Annotated in this window: 15 protein-coding genes; 10 read left to right on the forward strand and 5 right to left on the reverse strand. The window is 70.0% G+C overall.

Annotated features, from left to right (window positions below; all coding sequences use genetic code 11):
- Positions 1 to 17: 17 nt before the first annotated feature.
- From AC4GYY_RS08460 to AC4GYY_RS08475, 4 genes are all read left to right on the forward strand, one after another.
- The gene (locus AC4GYY_RS08460) at positions 18 to 1,424 is read left to right on the forward strand and encodes an amidohydrolase (RefSeq protein WP_491119829.1); all 1,407 of its coding nucleotides are present in this window, start codon (positions 18 to 20) and stop codon (positions 1,422 to 1,424) included.
- Positions 1,424 to 2,725, forward strand: coding sequence for an amidohydrolase family protein (locus AC4GYY_RS08465; protein WP_491120234.1), 1,302 nt, complete (start codon positions 1,424 to 1,426; stop codon positions 2,723 to 2,725). Before AC4GYY_RS08460 ends, AC4GYY_RS08465 begins: the two co-directional genes overlap by 1 nt.
- A gap of 180 nt (positions 2,726 to 2,905) precedes the next feature.
- Entirely contained in the window at positions 2,906 to 3,949 is a 1,044-nt protein-coding gene (locus tag AC4GYY_RS08470) for a cell wall hydrolase (RefSeq protein ID WP_491119830.1), read from the forward strand.
- A gap of 74 nt (positions 3,950 to 4,023) precedes the next feature.
- A complete protein-coding gene (locus tag AC4GYY_RS08475; protein WP_491119831.1) occupies positions 4,024 to 4,821 on the forward strand; it encodes a calcium-binding protein in 798 nt (265 codons plus the stop codon).
- A gap of 48 nt (positions 4,822 to 4,869) precedes the next feature.
- On the opposite strand, the gene AC4GYY_RS08480 is transcribed toward AC4GYY_RS08475, so the two are convergent.
- Positions 4,870 to 5,277, reverse strand: coding sequence for a hypothetical protein (locus AC4GYY_RS08480; RefSeq protein ID WP_491119832.1), 408 nt, complete (start codon positions 5,275 to 5,277; stop codon positions 4,870 to 4,872).
- Between the two features lie 68 nt (positions 5,278 to 5,345).
- The gene (locus AC4GYY_RS08485; RefSeq protein WP_491119833.1) at positions 5,346 to 7,604 is read right to left on the reverse strand and encodes an NADP-dependent malic enzyme; all 2,259 of its coding nucleotides are present in this window, start codon (positions 7,602 to 7,604) and stop codon (positions 5,346 to 5,348) included.
- Positions 7,605 to 7,714: 110 nt separating this feature from the next.
- Here AC4GYY_RS08485 and mutS point away from each other — a divergent pair, with 110 nt between their 5' ends.
- The gene (mutS, locus tag AC4GYY_RS08490) at positions 7,715 to 10,303 is read left to right on the forward strand and encodes a DNA mismatch repair protein MutS (protein WP_491120235.1); all 2,589 of its coding nucleotides are present in this window, start codon (positions 7,715 to 7,717) and stop codon (positions 10,301 to 10,303) included.
- An 804-nt stretch (positions 10,304 to 11,107) separates the two neighbouring features.
- Here the strand turns inward: mutS and AC4GYY_RS08495 are convergent.
- From AC4GYY_RS08495 to AC4GYY_RS08505, 3 genes are read right to left on the reverse strand one after another with little or no spacing between them, the layout of a single operon-like run.
- A complete protein-coding gene (locus tag AC4GYY_RS08495; protein ID WP_491119834.1) occupies positions 11,108 to 12,631 on the reverse strand; it encodes a phytoene desaturase in 1,524 nt (507 codons plus the stop codon).
- Positions 12,628 to 13,788, reverse strand: coding sequence for a lycopene beta-cyclase CrtY (gene crtY, locus AC4GYY_RS08500; RefSeq protein WP_491119835.1), 1,161 nt, complete (start codon positions 13,786 to 13,788; stop codon positions 12,628 to 12,630). Before crtY ends, AC4GYY_RS08495 begins: the two co-directional genes overlap by 4 nt.
- 51 nt (positions 13,789 to 13,839) lie before the next feature.
- Positions 13,840 to 14,040: a hypothetical protein gene (locus tag AC4GYY_RS08505; RefSeq protein ID WP_491119836.1), complete on the reverse strand. Its 201-nt coding sequence runs from the start codon at positions 14,038 to 14,040 to the stop codon at positions 13,840 to 13,842.
- 62 nt (positions 14,041 to 14,102) lie between these two features.
- Here AC4GYY_RS08505 and AC4GYY_RS08510 point away from each other — a divergent pair, with 62 nt between their 5' ends.
- The 5 genes from AC4GYY_RS08510 (at position 14,103) to AC4GYY_RS08530 (ending at position 18,394) form a co-directional block, all read left to right on the forward strand.
- The gene (locus AC4GYY_RS08510; RefSeq protein WP_491119837.1) at positions 14,103 to 14,915 is read left to right on the forward strand and encodes a sterol desaturase family protein; all 813 of its coding nucleotides are present in this window, start codon (positions 14,103 to 14,105) and stop codon (positions 14,913 to 14,915) included.
- Positions 14,884 to 15,270 (forward strand): DUF2141 domain-containing protein, encoded by a 387-nt coding sequence (locus AC4GYY_RS08515; RefSeq protein WP_491120237.1) that lies wholly within the window; start codon positions 14,884 to 14,886, stop codon positions 15,268 to 15,270. The genes AC4GYY_RS08510 and AC4GYY_RS08515 overlap by 32 nt, the downstream gene beginning before the upstream one ends.
- A gap of 71 nt (positions 15,271 to 15,341) precedes the next feature.
- Positions 15,342 to 16,211 (forward strand): MipA/OmpV family protein, encoded by an 870-nt coding sequence (locus AC4GYY_RS08520; RefSeq protein WP_491119838.1) that lies wholly within the window; start codon positions 15,342 to 15,344, stop codon positions 16,209 to 16,211.
- A gap of 124 nt (positions 16,212 to 16,335) precedes the next feature.
- Positions 16,336 to 17,304: a ferritin-like domain-containing protein gene (locus tag AC4GYY_RS08525; RefSeq protein ID WP_491119839.1), complete on the forward strand. Its 969-nt coding sequence runs from the start codon at positions 16,336 to 16,338 to the stop codon at positions 17,302 to 17,304.
- A gap of 1 nt (position 17,305) precedes the next feature.
- Complete coding sequence (locus tag AC4GYY_RS08530) at positions 17,306 to 18,394, forward strand: ferritin-like domain-containing protein (protein ID WP_491119840.1); 1,089 nt, start codon at positions 17,306 to 17,308, stop codon at positions 18,392 to 18,394.

Below are 18,394 nucleotides of genomic sequence, written 5' to 3' on the forward strand. Positions count from 1 at the left end.
ACGAGAAGGGGTTCCGCATGAGAAGGATCGTGGCCGCCACGGCGTCGTTGCTGGCGCTCGTCGCCTGCACCGCGAACGGCGAGAAGCCGGAATCGGCCGGCGGCAAGGGACCCGGGCTCAACAAGGGCTATGCCCACGATCCCTATCCGTCGACCTATCGCCCCTATCCGGGGACGCCCACGGTCCTCACCAACGTCACGATCTTCGACGGCGAAGGCAATCGCATCGACCGCGGCCAGGTCGCATTCGCCGACGGCAAGATCACGGCGGTCGGCCAGACGGTCGAGGCGCCGGCCGGAGCGCAGGTGATCGACGGGGCCGGCAAGTTCGTGACCCCGGGCGTCATCGACATCCACAGCCACCTCGGCGATTATCCGTCGCCGTCGGTGGAGGCGAACTCCGACGGCAACGAGGCGACCTCGCCCGTCACGCCCGAAGTCTGGGCCGAGCACAGCGTCTGGCCGCAGGACCCCGGTTTCAGCCGCGCGCTCGCCAACGGCGGGGTCACCACGCTCCAGATCCTCCCCGGCTCGGCCAATCTGTTCGGCGGCCGCTCGGTGGTCATCAAGAACGTCTATGCGCGCACGGCGCAGGCGATGAAGTTCCCGGGTGCGCCCTACGGCCTCAAGATGGCGTGCGGCGAGAATCCGAAGCGCGTCTACGGCTCCAAGAACCGTGAACCCTCGACGCGGATGGGCAACATCGCGGTCGATCGACAGACCTGGGCCAAGGCCGCGCAGTACAAGGCGCGCTGGGACAAGTACGAGAAGGACGGCGGCGACAAGCCCGATCGCGACATCGCGATGGACACGCTGCGCGGTGTGCTCGCGGGCGAGATCCTGGTCCAGAACCATTGCTACCGCGCCGACGAGATGGCCAACGTCCTCGATATGGCCAAGGAGTTCGGCTACCACGTCTCGGCGTTCCACCACGCGGTGGAGGCGTACAAGATCGCCGACCTGCTCAAGGCGTCGGGCACCTGCGCCGCGGTCTGGGCCGATTGGTACGGGTTCAAGATGGAGAGCTTCGACGGCATCGGGGAGAACCTCGCCATCCTCCAGAAGGAGGGCGCGTGCGCGATGATCCATTCGGACGACGAGAACGGCATCCAGCGCCTCAACCAAGAAGTCGCCAAGGCGCAGGCCTCGGGTCGCCACGCGGGCATCGACATCCCCGACGCGGTCGCCTGGGAATGGCTGAGCATCAACCCGGCCAAGGCGCTCGGCATCGCCGACAAGACCGGCAGCCTCAAGCCCGGCAAGATGGCCGACGTGGTGCTGTGGAACGGCAATCCGCTCTCGGTCTACACGCGCCCCGAGAAGGTCTGGGTCGACGGCGCGCTGCTCTACGACATGAACGATCCGAAGCGACGGCCGGTGAGCGACTTCGAACTCGGCCAGCCCGGTATGGGAGAGACCAAGTGATCCGCGCGCTTCTCCTCACCGCCGCCGCGACGCTGGCGACGCCCGCGCTTGCGCAGACCATCGCCATCACTGGCGGCACCGTCGCGATCGGCGACGGCTCGCAACCGATCGCCAACGGCACCGTCGTGATGCAGGGCGGGCGCATCGTCGCCGCCGGCGCGAACGTCGCCGTCCCGCCCGGCGCGACCACGGTCGACGCCCGCGGCAAATGGGTGGCCGCCGGCATGGTCGCGGGCTTCACGAACCTCGGCCTGATGGACGCGAACGGTGTCGAGGAATCGAACGACGAGCGCGCGCGCGACAGCGCCTTCCACGCCGCGATCGACGTGTCGGTCGCGATCAACCCCCAGGCGAATCCGATTGCCAACGAGCGCGCGGGCGGCATCACCCGCGCGATCGTCTCCCCCGACACCGCCAAGTCGATCTTCGCCGGCCAGGGCGCGGTGATCGACCTCGGCAGCGACGCGCAGCCCGTCACCAAGGCGCGCGCCTTCCAGTTCGTCGATCTGGGCGAAGGCGGCGCCCGCAATGCGGGCGGCAGCCGCCCCGCCGCCTATGTCGCGCTCAAGGACGCCTTCGCCCAGGCGCAGGACTATCGCCGCGCCCCGGCGTCGTTCGACGGCCGCAGCACGAACGCGCTCCTCACCCGAGCCGACGCCGAGGCGCTGCTCAAGGTCCTGGACGGGACCGAGCCGCTCGTCGTCCATGTCGAGCGCGCAAGCGACATCCTCCAGGTCCTCTCGCTTCCCCGCGATTACCCCAAGATCAGGCTGGTCCTGCTCGGCGCCACCGAGGGCTGGATGGTCGCGCGCGAGATCGCCGCCGCCAAGGTCCCGGTGATCGCCGCCGCGCTCGCCGACCTGCCCTCCTCGTTCGAATCGCTCGCCGCGACCGAGTCGAACGTCGGCCGGTTGACGGCGGCGGGCGTCCCCACCGCGATCTCGACCGTCGGCGCGAACACCGCGCCGGGCGAGCACATCCTCAAGCAATATGCCGGCAACCTCGTCGCGATCACCAAGGTGCCCGGTGCGACCGGGCTCGACTGGGGCCGCGCCTTTGCGACCGTCACCTCGCTGCCGGCCGCCGCGCTCGGGATGGACGGCGAGATCGGGAGCCTGCGCCCCGGCCGCCGCGCCGACGTGGTGATGTGGGATGGCGACCCGCTCGAACTCTCCTCCGCCCCCGTCGCGGTTTGGATCGACGGGCGGCAGGAGTCGCTCCAGTCGCGCCAGCGGCTGCTGCGCGACCGCTATCTGACGCCGACCGAGGGCGCGCTGCCCAAGGCGTACGAGCGGCCGTAGCCCGCTCCCTCTCCCGATCGGGAGGGAGAGGGTGTCGCGGGGCGGACGAGGGAGGCGGGACGCTTGCGTTAACCATCACTCGTCCCGCTGCGACACAGCTCTGAAAACGCAGCGGAAAAGTAATCCTCGACGCGCTAGGCGCTCGCTGCCGGACCTTCGTCCGCGCGATTCGGAGCGTCCGTGCCGTCGACCACCGCCCTTCACCCCGCCGAACGCGCCGCGGCCCGCGCCGCCGCGCGGCCGCAGGAGTGGCGGCTCTGGCGGCAGGCGGCGCTGATCGCGGCGCCGATCGTCGCCTGCATCACCGCGCTCGGCCTGTTCGTGGCGGGCGACGCCTCGCGCGCGGAGCCGGTCCGCCGCCTCGCGGCGGCGGTCGCCGCGCCCGCCGAGACGCCCGCGATCCCCACCGGCTTCGCCCAGGCCGCGCCGTTCGCCGCGCCCGCGCAGGGAACGACCGGCACGATCGCGCTCCCGCCGGAGCCGGCGATCGTCCCGGTGGTGCTCGGCGACGCCACCGTCACACCCGCCCGGCCGTTCTCGACCGTGGGCGCGAGCGCGACCGACCGCGGTCGTGCGCTCGATTGCCTCGCCACCGCGATCTACTACGAAGCCGCGTCGGAGCCCGACGACGGCCAGCGCGCGGTCGCACAGGTGATCCTCAACCGCACCCGCCATCCCGCCTTTCCCGGCACCGTCTGCGGCGTCGTCTATCAGGGCAGCGAGCGGCCGAGCGGCTGCCAATTCTCCTTCGCCTGCGACGGAGCGATGGCGCGCGCGCCGTCGCGCAGCGGCATGGCGCGTGCGACCCGGATCGCCGCCGATGCGCTCGCCGGTTTCGTCTTCGCGCCGGTCGGGCTCGCTACCCATTACCACACCTATGCCGTCACCCCGGCCTGGAACCGGACCCTGGTGATGACCGATGCGATCGGCGCGCATTTCTTCCACCGCTGGAAGGGCTATTGGGGGACCGCGCTTGCCTTCAGCCAGCGCTACCGCGGCGGCGAGCCGGTCCCGGGCCCGCATGCGCGCCTCGCGCCGCCGCTCGCCCCGCTCGCCCCGGTCGCGCCGACGCAGGTGCTCGCCGCGACACAGAAGGCCGCGGCGCCGGTCACTCCGCCCGCGACGATCCAGCCCGACCATGCCGACAGCGGGACGGCCCTCGCCGCGACGGGTGAGTCGCAGATCCTCGACAAGTGGAAGGATTCGGGGAAGCCGATCCGCTGAGAAACACCGCCGTTCCAGCGGCGTTCATCGCCAGCGCCGCATCGGTCGCGGCGTCAGTACGGGAGTAACGGACCATGCGCACCTATCGCGGTACCAACGGACGCGACGTCTTCGACGGATCGAACCGTGACGAGCGCGTCTTCGCCTATGGCGGCAACGACGACCTGTTCGGCTATGGCGGCGACGACGAGTTGCACGGCGGCAAGGGCAACGATCTCGTCGTGGGCGACGACGGCGACGACACGCTGTTCGGCGACGGCGGCTCCGATCTGCTCGCGGGCGAGCGCGGCGACGACGCGCTCGATGGCGGCAGCGGCTACGATTACGCGACCTATTTCTACGCCAAAGCCGGGGTCTCGGTCAGCCTGATCGGCGGGGTCGCCGACGACGACGGCAACGGCGGGCACGATACGCTCACCGCGATCGAGGGCGTCTATGGCTCCAAGTTCGCAGACACGATCCGCGGCGACGACGGGACCAACGAGCTGTTCGGCAACGCCGGCGACGACGTGCTGCGGGGCGGCGGCGGACAGGACCTGACCGTCGGCAACGCGGGCGCGGACCGCTTCGTCTTCGTCGATGGCGAGGTCTCCGCGACGCTCGCGAAGGCCGATCTGATCGGCGACTTCAGCCACGCCGACCGCGACCTGATCGACCTGACCGGAATCGACGCCAACGCCACCGCCGCCGGCGACCAGGCCTTCACCTTCATCGGCTCCGGCGCGTTCACCGGCGTCGCCGGGGAGCTGCGCTTCGAGGTCCAGGGCGGCGAGACGGTGCTGATGGGCGACATCGACGGCGACAAGATCGCCGACGGCTACATCCGCGTCGACACCAACCAGGCGCCCGTCGCGGCCGACTTTCTGCTCTGACAACGACGGGCGCCGGTCTCGCGACCGGCGCCCGCCTTCGCCCGCGCCTCAGCGGCAGCGGACGTTGTTCTTGTCGATCGCTTGGCCCGCCGCCGCGCCGCCGACGCCGCCGAGGATCGCGCCGAGCACCCCGGACCCGCCGGGAGCGATCGCCGCACCGAGCGCGCCGCCCGCGATCCCGCCGACGATCAGCCCGGTCGTGCCGTCGTTGCGCCGGCAGTAATAGCGCCCGTCCCGCCCGACATAGACCCGGTCGTTGTCGGCCAGCCGCCGCTCGCGATAGCGCGGGGCGTCGCGATAATATTGGTCGGCGTAATAGCCTCCCGCCGCCGGATCGGGCCGGTCATAATCGTAACGGGAATAGCCGATTTCGGTCGCCGGACCGGGCCCGCCGTCGCCGACGCAGCCCGTCACCATCACCGCCGCTCCGATCGCGGCCAACGCAACACTCCGCATGGTTTCACTCCTCGGTTGTACCGAGGGTGGAATGATCCGGGTCGGCGAAGGTTGCCCCAGATCAATCGCTACCGCGCGATGCCGCCCGCCGCGAGCACCGCCAGCGTCACCAGCTCGCTCGCCGTCGAGGTCATCGGCGCGACCTGTACGGGCTTGTCCATTCCGATCAGCATCGGCCCGATCACCGTGTCCCCGCCCAGTTCGCGCAGCAACTTGGCGGAGATGTGCGCCGACTGGAGCCCCGGCATGATCAGCACGTTCGCCGGGCCCGACAGCCGCGCGAACGGGAAGTTCGCCAGCTGCTTGGGGTTGAGCGCGACGTCGGGCGCCATCTCGCCCTCATATTCGAACCCGACCTTGCGCGCGTCGAGGACGGTCACCGCCTCGCGGATGTTGTCGAGCCATTCGCCCTTGGGGTTGCCGAAGCTCGAATAGCTGAGGAACGCGACGCGCGGCGTATGCCCCATTCGCCGCGCGACCTCCGCGGTCTCCTCGGCGAAGTCGGCGAGCTGCTCGGCGCTAGGCCGCTCGTTGACGGCGGTATCGGCGACGAACACGGTGTGCGCCTGCCCGACCAGCAGGTGGATGCCGAACGGCGTGCGCCCCGGCGCCGGATCGATCACGCGGTAGATCTGGCGCATCGTCTCGGCATAGGTGCGCGTGATGCCGGTGATCATCGCGTCGCCCTCGCCCAGATCGAGCAGCAGCGAGCCGAAGATGTTGCGGTCCTGGTTGACCATCCGCTCGCAGTCGCGGCGCAGGTAGCCGCGCCGCTGGAGCCGCGTGTAGAGCCGCTCGACCATCTGCGGCACCAACGGCGAGATGCGGCTGTTGTGGAGCTCGTATTCCTCGGGGTTCGACACGCCCAGCGCGCGCAGCCGATCCGGCACGTCGTCGCGCCCGACCAGCACCGGGGTGCCGTAGCCGCCCTCCTTGAACGAGATCGCGGCGCGCAGCACCACCTCCTCCTCGGCCTCGGCGAAGATCACGCGCTTGGGATGCGCGCGCGCGCCCTCGTAGGCGAGGCTGAGCACCGAGGTGGTGGGGTTGAGGCGCGCGCGGAGCGACTGGCGATATGCCGCCAGGTCGAGGATCGGCCGCGTCGCGACGCCCGAATCCATCGCCGCCTTGGCGACCGCGGCGGGCACCACCTCCATCAGCCGCGGGTCGAACGGCGCGGGGATGATGTAATCGGGGCCGAAGCTGTGCTGCGTGCCGTAAGCGATCGCCACTTCCTCGGGCACGCGCTCGCGCGCCAGCTCGGCGATCGCCTGCGCGGCGGCGATCTTCATCTCCTCGTTGATCCCCGTCGCGCGCACGTCCAGCGCGCCGCGGAAGATGAAGGGGAAGCCGAGCACGTTGTTGACCTGGTTCGGATAGTCCGACCGTCCGGTCGCGATGATCGCGTCGGGCCGCGCCGCCTTGGCCAGTTCGGGGCGGATCTCCGGCTCGGGGTTCGCCATCGCGAAGATGATCGGGGCGGGAGCCATGTCCTTGACCATCTCCGGCTTCAGCGCGCCGCCGGCGGACAGCCCCAGGAACACGTCGGCGCCGGTCAGCGCCTCGGTCAGCGTGCGCGCATCTGTCTTGGCGGCGTGCGCCGACTGCCATTGGTTCACGCCCTCGCGCCCCTGATAGATCACGCCGGTGCGGTCGCACAGGATCACGTGATCGTGGCGGACGCCCATCGCCTTCATCAGCTCGGTACAGGCGATCGCCGCCGCGCCCGCGCCGTTGACCACCACCCGGATGCCGCCCAGCCGCCGCCCGGTCAGCAGACAGGCGTTGATCAGCCCGGCGGCGGTGATGATCGCGGTGCCGTGCTGGTCGTCGTGGAAGACCGGGATGTTCATGCGTTCCCGAAGGGTCTGCTCGATGATGAAGCACTCCGGGGCCTTGATATCCTCCAGGTTGATCCCGCCGAAGGTCGGCTCCATCAGCTCGACCGCGTCGATGAAGCGGTCGACGTCCTCGGTCTTCAGCTCGATATCGATCGAGTCGACGTCGGCGAAGCGCTTGAACAGCACCGCCTTGCCTTCCATCACCGGCTTGGCGGCGAGCGCGCCGAGATTGCCCATCCCCAGGATCGCCGTCCCGTTCGAGATCACCGCGACCAGATTGCCCTTCGCCGTGTAATCGTAGGCGGTTGCGGGATCGTCGGCGATCGCCTGCACCGGCACCGCGACGCCGGGCGAATAGGCCAGCGCCAGGTCGCGCTGGGTCGTCAGCGGCTTCGAGGCGACAATCTCGATCTTGCCGGGCCGCCCTTCCGAATGGAACAGCAAAGCCTCGCGCTCGGAGAACTGGATGTTGGCGTTGTCTGACATATTCGCCCCTTAACCTCCCGGCCGCCCCTGCGTCACCCCGAATGCGCGCGTCCTGCTAGAGATCGCTCCCATGCTCGGCTACGCCCCGCCGCATGGCCGACGCGACCCCCATGATGGCGCAGTATCTCGCGCTCAAGGCCGAGGCCGGGGATTGCCTGCTGTTCTACCGGATGGGCGATTTCTTCGAGCTGTTCTTCGACGACGCGAAGATCGCCGCCGCCGTGCTCGACATCGCGCTGACCGCACGCGGCGAGCATGAGGGGACCAAGATCCCGATGTGCGGCGTCCCCGTCCATGCCGCGACCGCCTATCTCCAGCGCCTCATCAAGGCCGGGCACCGCGTCGCCGTCGCCGAGCAGACCGAGAGCCCGGAAGCGGCAAGGAAGGCGCGCGGATCGAAGGCGCTCGTCAACCGCGCGATCGTCCGCGTCGTCACCGCGGGGACGCTGACCGAGGAGGCGTTGCTCGACGCGCGCGCCGCCAATTGGTGCGTCGCGATCGGCGAGGTCGGGGGCGAGGTCGCGCTGGCCGCCGCCGACGTCTCGACCGGCGCGTTTCAGATCGTCGCGTGCGATGCGTCGTCCCTCGCCGCCGAGCTCGCCCGTCTCGACGCTGCCGAAGTGGTCGCCGCCGAAGGGAGCGACGCCCCCGCCACCGTCCTGCGCCCGCGCACCGAGTTCGACAGCGCGCGGGGCGAGGCGCGGCTGAAGGCGCTGTTCGCCGTCGCCACGCTCGACGGCTTCGGCCAGTTCAGCCGCGCCGCGCTCGCCGCCGCGGGCGGGCTGGTCGCCTATCTCGATCACACCGCCAAGGGCGCGCTCCCCTTCCTGCGCCCGCCGGTCCTTGCCGCGAGCGGCGCGACGATGGCGATCGACGCCGCCACCCGTGAAAGCCTGGAGCTCACCTGCACCACGCAGGGCCAGCGCAAGGGCAGCCTGCTCGGCGAGGTCGACCGCACCGTCACCGGCGCGGGCGCGCGCCTCCTCGCGGCCGACATCTCGGCTCCCCTCATGGACGGCGCCGCGATCCGCGCCCGGCTCGACCTCGTCGGATTCTTCCACGACGATCCGGCAGGCCGCGACCGCGTCCGCGAGACATTGCGCGCCGCCCCCGACATCGGCCGCGCGCTGGGACGGCTGGCGGCGGGTCGCGGCTCTCCACGTGACCTCGGGCTGCTCCGCGACGGCCTCGACGGCGCATGGCTGTTGGCGGAGCGGCTCACCACCGCTCCCGAGATGCCCGCGCTCCTCGCCGCGCTCCTCCCCGACCTGCGCGGCCACGGTGCGCTGATCGACCTGCTCAAGCGCGCGCTCGTCCCCACCCCGCCGATCGACGCCGCCGACGGCGGCTATATCGCCGCTGGCTACGACATCGCGCTCGACGACCTGCGCGATGCGGGCGCAGGCGGCCGCCGCGCCATCGCCGCGCTCGAAGCCCAGTTCCGCGAGCGGACCGGCGTGTCGACGCTCAAGATCCGCCACAACAACGTGCTCGGCTACCACATCGAGGTCCCCGCCAAATCCGCCGACGCGCTGATGCGGGCGGACTCCGGCTTTACCCACCGCCAGACGATGGCGGGCGCCGTGCGCTTCAACGCGCCCGAGCTGCATGAGGTCGCCGCGCGCGTGACGCAGGCCGGCGCGCATGCGCTCGCCGCCGAGGCCGCGCACCTCGAAGACTTGACGGCCGGCGCGCTCGCCACCCGCGAGGCCATCGCCGCCACCGCCGACGCGCTCGCCCGGCTCGACGTCGCTTCGGCGCTGGCGGAACGCGCCGCGGAAGGCGGCTGGACCCGGCCGACGCTCGCCGACGAACCCTGTTTCGAGATCGAAGGCGGCCGTCATCCGGTCGTCGAGGCGGCGCTGGCGAAGTCGGGCGAGCGCTTCGTCGCCAACGATTGCCGCCTGTCACCGCAGTCGCGGCTGTGGCTCGTCACCGGCCCCAACATGGGCGGCAAATCGACCTTCCTGCGCCAGAACGCGCTCATCGCGGTGCTCGCGCAGGCGGGCTCATATGTCCCCGCGACGAGCGCCCGGATCGGCCTCGTCGACCGCCTGTTCAGCCGCGTCGGCGCGTCGGACAATCTCGCGCGCGGGCGATCGACCTTCATGGTCGAGATGGTCGAGACCGCCGCGATCCTCGCGCAGGCGACCCCGCGCAGCTTCGTCATCCTCGACGAAGTGGGCCGCGGCACCTCGACCTACGACGGTCTCGCGATCGCCTGGGCGGTGGCGGAGGCGATCCATGACGACAACTGCTGCCGCTGCCTGTTCGCGACCCATTACCACGAGCTGACCCGCCTCGCCGAACGCTGCGACGCGCTCACCCTCCACCACGTCCGCGCGCGCGAATGGAAGGGCGATCTGGTGCTGCTCCACGAACTCGCCGACGGCCCGGCGGATCGCTCATACGGCCTCGCGGTCGCCCGGCTGGCGGGCATGGCCCCGGCGACGGTCGCGCGAGCCAAGGCGGTGCTGGCGAAGCTGGAGGCGGGGCGGGCGAAGACCGGCGGGCTGGCGGCGGGCCTCGACGACCTCCCCCTGTTCGCCGCCGCCGCCCAGGCCGAAGAAGAGGAATGCGACGCCATCCGCGCCGAGGTCGAGGCGCTGGATGTGGATGCGCTAACGCCGAGAGAGGCGCTCGACACCCTTTACCGCCTTAAGACGCTCGCGCGGGACATCCCTTCCCGTTCGTCCTGAGTAGCGATTGAGCGCAGCGAAAGCCCGTATCGAAGGACCCCGCCCCAAGTCCTTCGATATGCGTCTTTGCGTTCGCTCAGCCACTACTTAGGACGAACGGATGCGGGGAGCGAATAGCCAGTCCACACCACCACCGCCTCCCCGGCAACGGCCGGGGCCCAGTCGCGACGCAGCCCGAGACTGGGCCCCGACCTTCGCCGGGGAGGCGATTGAGGTAAGCGGTTTCAAATCCACCCCATCGTCACCCCTGCCTTGAGCCGGGGTCCCGCTTCTTCTTCTACGGGGCAAGGCAGCGGGACCCCGGGTCAAGCCCGGGGTGACGAAGGTTCCGGCATGTGACAGTGTCGGCCGGTGACCGTTATGCACTGTGAACTTTGGCGCGCGGTACTCGTCGCGACAGCTGCCCTCCCTGCTCAGTCCGTTGCGGCACCGGTCGATATTGAGGAGAGCTACGAGCGGGTGTGTCGCCCCTTCCCGAACGGCTGGCGAGCGCACGGTTGCCAGTCTGGCGAGCTGATGACCTACAACCTCCTGGAGCTGCGTCGAAACAAGCTCTTCTGGAATAAGCAGCAGGTCGACGCATCGACATTTCGCAGGTATCTAAGTCAAGTTGATGCTTTGATGCCCACACCAGCAACTGTGCTAGTCGTGGACAAAGCATCGCATGGTAGCAACGTTTAGAGAACGAAACGAAGAATCGCGCTCCGTCTGAAGTGCGGATGGGAACGTGTCTGCGTGGAGTACAGCGAGGCCGCTTGGAGGCGATCGCCCTATGTCAGGCGGCGACGCAACCGCTAACCGCCTTCACCCCCTCAACATCAGCGCCGCCGTCGCCTTCGCGCTCCCCACCACCCCCGGGATGCCCGCCCCCGGATGCGTCCCCGCGCCGACGAAGTACAGGTTCGGGATCGCGTCGTCGCGGTTGTGGACGCGGAAGTAGGCGCTCTGCGTCAGCACCGGCTCCAGGCTGAACGCAGACCCCAGATGCGCTCCCAGATCCTGCGAGAAGTCCTTCGGCGTGTACGAGAACTTCGTCACGATCCGCTCGTGAATGTCGGGGATCAGCCGCCGCCCGACCTCGTCCAGAATCCGCTTTTCCAGGATCGGCGCGACGCGGTCCCAGTCCTCGGGGAACTTGCCCATGTGGGGGACGGGCGCCAGCGCGTAGAAGGTGCTCATCCCCTCGGGCGCCATCGACGGATCGGTGACGGTCGGGTGATGGAGGTACAGCGAGAAATCCTCGCTGAGCACCCCGTGATCGTAGATGTCGGCGAGCAGCCCCTTATAGCGGGGCCCGAACAGAATCATGTGGTGCGGGATGCCCGGCCACGTCCCCTTGACGCCGAAATGCACCACGAACAGCGACGGCGAGAAGCGCTTCCCCTCCAGCCGATCCGCGCTCCGCTGCGCCGCCCGCGAGCCGGAGAGCAGGTGGCGATAGGTGTCGACGATGTCGCCGTTCGCCGCCAGCATGTCGCAGCTCGCCTGCCACCCGCTCGCGGTCGTCACCCCGGTCACCCGGTCGCCGACGGTGTCGATCGAGGCGACCGCGTCGCCCAGCCGCAGCGTCCCGCCGAGCCGCTCGAACAGCGCCACCATCCCCGCGATCAGCCGGTTGGTCCCGCCCTTGGCGAACCAGACCCCGCCGTCGCGTTCGAGCTTGTGGATCAGCGCGTAGATCGCGCTCGTCGTCATCGGATTGCCGCCGACCAGCAGCGTGTGGAACGACAGCGCCTCGCGCAGCTTCTCGCTCTTCACGAAGGATGAGACCATCGAATAGACGCTGCGCCACGCCTGGTACTTCATCAGCGCCGGCGCCGCCTTCACCATCGACGCGAAGTCGAGGAAGGCGACGTGCCCCAGCTTCTCATACCCCTCGCGGTACACGCCCGCCGAATAGTCGAGGAACTTGCCATAGCCCGCGACATCGTCGGGGTTCAGTCGCGCGATCTGCTCACGCAGGATGGTGTCGTCGTTGGTATAATCGAAGTTCGTCCCGTCGGGCCAGTTGAGCCGGTAGAAGGGCTGGATCGGCATCAGCGTCACGTCTGCCGCGATGTCGTTGCCCGACAGCGCCCACAGCTCGGCGAGGCACGCCGGATCGGTGATCACGGTCGGCCCGCCGTCGAACGTGAAGCCGTCGCGTTCCCAGAAGTACGCCCGCCCGCCCGGCTTGTCGCGCGCCTCGACGATCGTCGTCGCGACCCCCGCCGACTGCAGCCGGATCGCGAGCGCCAGCCCGCCGAACCCCGCGCCGACCACGATCGCGGTGCGTCCCCGCGTCGCCGGCGGGGTCATCGCCCGGGAGGCTGTCGCCAGATCGCTCATCGGACGCTCGCGATCGCGCGCACGGCGCGTCCGATCGGGATCGGCGGCCGACCCATCAGGATCCGCGCCTTGTCCGCCAGCGTCGAGCGGCTGGCGTAGAAGCGCCCGATCAGCCCCGGCGACAGCCGGTAGAAGCGTTCGAGGACGCGGTAGCGCCCCTCGGGCTCCGCACCGCGGAACAGCATCGCATCGAGCATCCGGTAAAATCCCCGCTCCTCCCACGCCGCCTTGGCGCGGGCATAGGTCAAGTCGTGCAGCGCCGGGCCGGCGAGGTCGCGCGACGCGGCGATCGCCGCCGCCAGCCGCACCGCATCGGGCAGCGAGTAGCCGGTGGTCGGCTGGAACAGTCCCGCGCGCACCCCCGCCTTCGCCACCTTCGCCCCGCCCGATCGCCAATAACCCTCGAAATCGCCGCCGATCACCACCGGCAGCGCGCCGCGCTCCTCGCGTCCGGTCGGCGCGACGGTCCAGCCGCGCGCGGCGGCATAAGCGTCGATGCGGCGGGACAGCGCCTTGGCGTTGAGCGTCGGCGTGTCGGCATAATAGGTGTCCTCGACGAACACCGTCGTCTCGTCGAACGGCAGCAGATAGACGAAGCGATAGCCGTCGAACTGCGGCACGGTCGCGTCCATCACGACCGGGCGTTCCAGACCGTGCCGCGCCGGCACGTGGAACTCGCGCCCGACGAACTTCTGCCAGCCGACCTCGAGCGTCGACAGATCGCCCGCTCCGCGCGCGTCGATCACGCCGCCCGCCTCGACCCGCTCGCCGTCGGCCATCACGACCGCGGTCGGGCTCAGCCCCAGCGCCTTGCGCCCGAACAGGAGCGACCGGTCGCCGAGCTGCCGCCGCGCGACCTCGTCCAGCCGGTCGGAGGTGATCGAGTAATAGGGTTGGCGGATGGTCCGGCGGTGGCCGGGGAAGGCGACCTCATATTCGGGCCAGGCATGGCAGACGAGCGGCGCGACCAAGGGGCGGTCCGCCTCCGCCACGTCCGATCCGAAGAACGACCAGACGTGGTTGCCGCCCAGCGTCTCGCCCGCCTCGATCACGCGGATGTCGAGCGCCGGATCGCGCCGTCGCAGCGCGAGCGCGATCAGCGTCCCCGCGAGCCCCCCGCCGACGATCGCCACGTCGCACCTTGCCGCTCCCGTCATGGGCACGGGACTAGGCCCGATCCCGAGCCGCGGCAACCGCGGCGGGCGTACCTACTCCCAGCGCGGGTGCTGGCCCGGTCCGTCGACGCCGCCCGGCCGCGGCGTCCCGCCGGCGTCGGTCGGCGGCATCCCGGGATCGATCGGGCTGTTGTGATCGGGGCCTCGCGGCGCCCCGCCCTCCACCTCGAGCGGGGGTGGGACGACCGTCTCGGACGGGGTTCCCGGCGTGGCGCCGGGCTGATCGGTGGGCATGGCGAATCTCCTCGCGCCACCAACGGGCGACACGGCCGCAGGCTCCCGCTATACGAGCCCCGATGTCGGTGCTCCTCGCCCTCCTCCTCTCCGCGCTGGCGATGACCGCCATCGTCGGGGTGCGGTATCTGCTCGCCAGCGGCGGGTTCGCGCTGGCGACGCGCGTCCGCCATCCCGGGCTCTACCGCGGCCTGGACGGGCAGGTCCGGCGGGAGATCGCCTGGAGCCTCGCATCCGCCGCGATCTACGGCGTGCCCGCGGGCGTCGTCGCCTGGGGCTGGCGCGAACACGGCTGGACGCGGATCTACACCGACGTCCACGCCTTCCCGCTCTGGTATTGGCCGGTCGCGGTGCTGCTCTACCTCGCCGCGCACGACACCTGGTTCTATTGGACCCACCGCTGGATGCACCGGCCCGGACCGTTCAAGCTCGCCCATGCGGTCCACCACGCCAGCCGACCGCCGACCGCCTGGGCGGCGATGGCGTTCCACCCGATCGAGGCGCTGACCGGCGCTGTGGCAATTCCGCTACTGGTATTCCTGATTCCGATCCATGTCGCCGCGCTCGGGCTGGTCCTGACGATCATGACGGTTATGGGCGTGACCAATCACATGGGTTGGGAGATTTTCCCCCCGTTCATGTGGCGGGGCGTAGCGGGGCGCTGGCTGATCACCGCAAGCCACCATCAACGTCACCACGAGCGGTACGGGTGCAATTATGGTCTCTACTTCCGCGTCTGGGATCGGCTGTGCGGCACCGACGGCGGCGTCGGCGACTTCGCGCGCGACCATGCGCGCGCGGCGAGTCGCGGGGCCGCTCGGGATGGCGGCACTGGTGCCGGCGCTGATCGGCGCGGCGCCGATCGCCTCGCTTGAGGTCGGGGTCGATCACCTGCGCTCGGATCAGGGGATGCTCCGCGTCTGCCTGACCGCCGAGCCGGACAATTTCCCGAACTGCATCGACGACGCGCATGCGATCGGACGATCGGTTCCCGCCGCCGACCACGCCCTGCGGTTCGACGGGCTGCCGCGCGGCGCCTATGCGGTGGCGGTGATCCACGACGAGAACGGCAACAACCGCCTCGATACGCTCGCCGGCATCCCGCGCGAAGGCTATGGCTTCTCCAACAACGCCCCCGTGCGCTTCGGGCCGCCCAAGTTCGCGGCGGCTCGGTTCGATCTCGCGGGTGATGCAAACCGGCAACAGATCAGAATGCGCTACATCTTCTAGCCGGAGCGCGCGGATCAATCCGCGATAAACTGTGTTACGCGCCTGAAACTTTTTGGCCGGAGCACCACACCTTGCGCGCACCCCTCCTTCTCGCCGGCGTCGCCCTGATCGCAGCCGCCACCCCCGCGCTCGCGCAGGACGACTCCGGCCCCGCCCCGGCCCAGGGCCCGATCGTCCCGGATGCGGACCTCGCCCGGAACTCGGTGACGATCGGCGCCGGGATCGGCGTCGTCCCCAGCTATGAGGGATCGGACGATTCGCGCGTCGTTCCCGTTCCCGCGCTGCGCGGGAACATTGACGGCTATTCCTTCTCGACACGCGGAACCAAGTTCCTGGTCGACATCATCCCCAACGATCCGGGACCGACCTGGGACTATCAGTTCGGTCCCGTCGTCTCGCTCAACTTCAATCGCAACGGTGATCCCAAGGACGACCGCGTCGACGCGGTCGGCCGTCGCAAGGTCGCGCTCGAGCTCGGCGGCTATGCCGGCGTCGGCAAGACCGGCGTGCTCACCAGCGACTATGACAAGCTCTCGGCGAGTGTGGTCTATGTCCAGGACGTGTCCGGGGTGAACCATAGCTATACGCTGACTCCGCAGATCGATTACGGCACCCCGCTCAGCCGCAAGGCCTATGTCGGCATCTCGGGCAGCGCGACCTATGCCGGCAACCGCTATGCCAACACCTATTTCGGCGTCGACGGCGCAGCCGCGCTCGCCAGCGGACTGCCGTTCTACGATCCGCGCGCCGGATGGAAGAACTGGTCGGTCTCGGGGCTTGGCACCTATTCGCTGACCGGCGATCTGCTCCACGGGCTGCTGCTCGTCGGCGGCGTCTCCTATTCGCGCCTGCTGAACGATTTCGCGCGCTCGCCGATCGTCAGCGTCGCGGGCAGCCGGAACCAATGGTATTATGCGCTGGGGCTCGGCTACACCTTCTGAAGGCGCCGGGCAGAAGGCGCCGGGCTGAAGGCGCCGGTCGGCGCGAGCGTTTAGGGGTCTCGCCGTTCCCGTTCCACCGCGCTAAGGCGCTCCTCGAGTGAGTAATCGAGGAGCGCCGCGCGCGATGTCCGACCAGACCCCGACCCAGGAGCGCGACGCCGCGCCCGAACCCCTCGCCGAGCGGCGTGAGACGCGCCGCGCGCTCTTCACCGCCGCGCTGGGCGTCACCGCCGGCGCGGGCGCGCTCGCCTTCGCCAGCCGCGCCGAGGCGCAGACAGTCACCGACGCCGATCTGCTCAACTTCGCGCTCAACCTCAAATATCTCGAAGCGAACTATTACGCCTTCGTCACCACCGGCGCGGCGATCACCGCCGCCTACACCAGCGGCGTCACGACCGCGGGCGCGGCCGGGGCGGCGACCGGCGGGCGCAAGCTGACCTTCACCGACACGCTCGTCTCCAAGTTCGCGGTCGAGATCGCCGCGGAGAAACTGGCGCATGTCGCCATCCTCCGTTCGGCGCTCGGCGCGGCGGCGGTGGCGCAGCCCGCGATAGACCTGAGCGTCAATGCGGCCACGGCCTTCAGCGTCTTCGCGCGCGCCTCGGGGCTGATCGGCGACGGCGCGACCTTCGATCCTTACGCCTCCGACGAGAACTTCCTGCTCGGCGCGTTCATGTTCGAAGACGTGACGGTCACCGCGTTCAAGGGCATCGCGCCGCTGATCTCGAACCTGATCTATCTCGATCTGCTCGCGGCGATGCTTGGGACGAGCGCCTATCATGCGTCGATGATCCGCACGACGCTCTATCGCAAGGGGCTCACCAATCCCTCGCTGATCTCCTCGACAGAAGCGCTGTCGGCGTTTCGCGACCGCTTCGACGGGGGCGGCGACACCGACCAGGGGATCGCGCCGGTCGCCACTCCCGCGGGCACGGCGACCAACATCGTCCCCGCCGATACGGACGGCGTCATCTACAGCCGCAGCACCGGCCAGGTGCTCAACATCCTCTATCTGACGACCACCCCGGTCGCCGGCGGCGGTTTCTTCCCCGTCGGCGTCAACGGCGTCATCAAGACCAACGCGGGCGCCTGACATGATCCATCCCGACACCCTGCGCCTCGCGCTCGAGGCTTCCGACCAGCGCCGCGCCGAGCGCCGCCGCTTCCTGAAGTTCGCCGGCGGGGCCGCCGCCTCGGCCGGTACCCTATCGCTGCTCGCGGCGTGCGGCGGCGGCGACGGCGGGACGTCCACGCCGACGCCGACGCCCACCCCGTCGTCCACGGCGTCGCCGACGCCTACGCCCACCCCGTCGCCGGCGTTCGCCGAGGTCGACGTGCTCAACTTCGCGCTCAACCTCGAATATCTCGAGGCCACCTTCTATTCGTTCGCGGCGTTCGGGACGGACCTTCCGGCCGCGCTTGTGACCGGGACCGGCACCCCGGGCACGGTCACCGGCGGCCGCCAGGTGTCGTTCGCCGACGCGACCGTCGCCGCCTACGCGCGCGAGATCGCGGCCGACGAGATCGCGCACGTCGCCTTCCTCCGCTCCGCGCTCGGCGCGTCGGCGGTGGCACGGCCGGCGATCAACATCGACGGCGCGGTCAACGGCGACGAGACGTACATCGGGGCGTTCACCGCGGCAGCGCGCGGGGCGGGAGTCGTGACCAAGCCGGCGATCTTCGATCCCTATGCGAGCGACGACAATTTCCTCCTCGCCGCCTTCCTGTTCGAGGATGTCGGGGTCACCGCCTATCGCGGCGCGATCACCTCGATCCGCGCGAAGGCGACGATCGAGGCGGCCGCCGGCATCCATGCCGCCGAGGCGTATCACGCCGGGCTGATCCGCTCGGTGCTCTATGCGCGCGGCGTCAACACCGCCTCGCTGCTCACCGCGACCACCGCGATCTCGAACGCGCGCGATCAGCTCGACGGCTCGGGCAGCGATCTCGACCAGCCGATCGTCGGCAGCGATACCGCCTCGAACATCACACCCGCCGACACCAACGGGCTGGTCTTCATCCGCAGCCCGGCGCAGGTGTTCGACATCGTGTTCCTCACGCCGTCGCCGGACCCGTCGAAGCCGACTCCCTACGTCAAGCAGGGCGGGTTCTTCCCGGCGGGGGTGAACGGCACGCTCAACTCGACCGACCCGACCGTCGGCACCGCCGCCGCCACGACCTGA

Source organism: Sphingomonas sp. SP6 (assembly GCF_058313435.1).

What these genes read in the sequence shown, in the direction of transcription:
- AC4GYY_RS08460 (WP_491119829.1), top strand. Translation starts at nt 18, where the DNA reads ATGAGAAGGATCGTGGCCGCCACGGCGTCGTTGCTGGCGCTCGTCGCC.
- AC4GYY_RS08475 (WP_491119831.1), top strand. Translation starts at nt 4,024, where the DNA reads ATGCGCACCTATCGCGGTACCAACGGACGCGACGTCTTCGACGGATCG.
- AC4GYY_RS08480 (WP_491119832.1), bottom strand. Translation starts at nt 5,277, where the DNA reads ATGCGGAGTGTTGCGTTGGCCGCGATCGGAGCGGCGGTGATGGTGACG.
- AC4GYY_RS08485 (WP_491119833.1), bottom strand. Translation starts at nt 7,604, where the DNA reads ATGTCAGACAACGCCAACATCCAGTTCTCCGAGCGCGAGGCTTTGCTG.
- mutS (WP_491120235.1), top strand. Translation starts at nt 7,715, where the DNA reads ATGATGGCGCAGTATCTCGCGCTCAAGGCCGAGGCCGGGGATTGCCTG.
- AC4GYY_RS08495 (WP_491119834.1), bottom strand. Translation starts at nt 12,631, where the DNA reads ATGAGCGATCTGGCGACAGCCTCCCGGGCGATGACCCCGCCGGCGACG.
- crtY (WP_491119835.1), bottom strand. Translation starts at nt 13,788, where the DNA reads ATGACGGGAGCGGCAAGGTGCGACGTGGCGATCGTCGGCGGGGGGCTC.
- AC4GYY_RS08505 (WP_491119836.1), bottom strand. Translation starts at nt 14,040, where the DNA reads ATGCCCACCGATCAGCCCGGCGCCACGCCGGGAACCCCGTCCGAGACG.
- AC4GYY_RS08510 (WP_491119837.1), top strand. Translation starts at nt 14,103, where the DNA reads ATGTCGGTGCTCCTCGCCCTCCTCCTCTCCGCGCTGGCGATGACCGCC.
- AC4GYY_RS08525 (WP_491119839.1), top strand. Translation starts at nt 16,336, where the DNA reads ATGTCCGACCAGACCCCGACCCAGGAGCGCGACGCCGCGCCCGAACCC.
- AC4GYY_RS08530 (WP_491119840.1), top strand. Translation starts at nt 17,306, where the DNA reads ATGATCCATCCCGACACCCTGCGCCTCGCGCTCGAGGCTTCCGACCAG.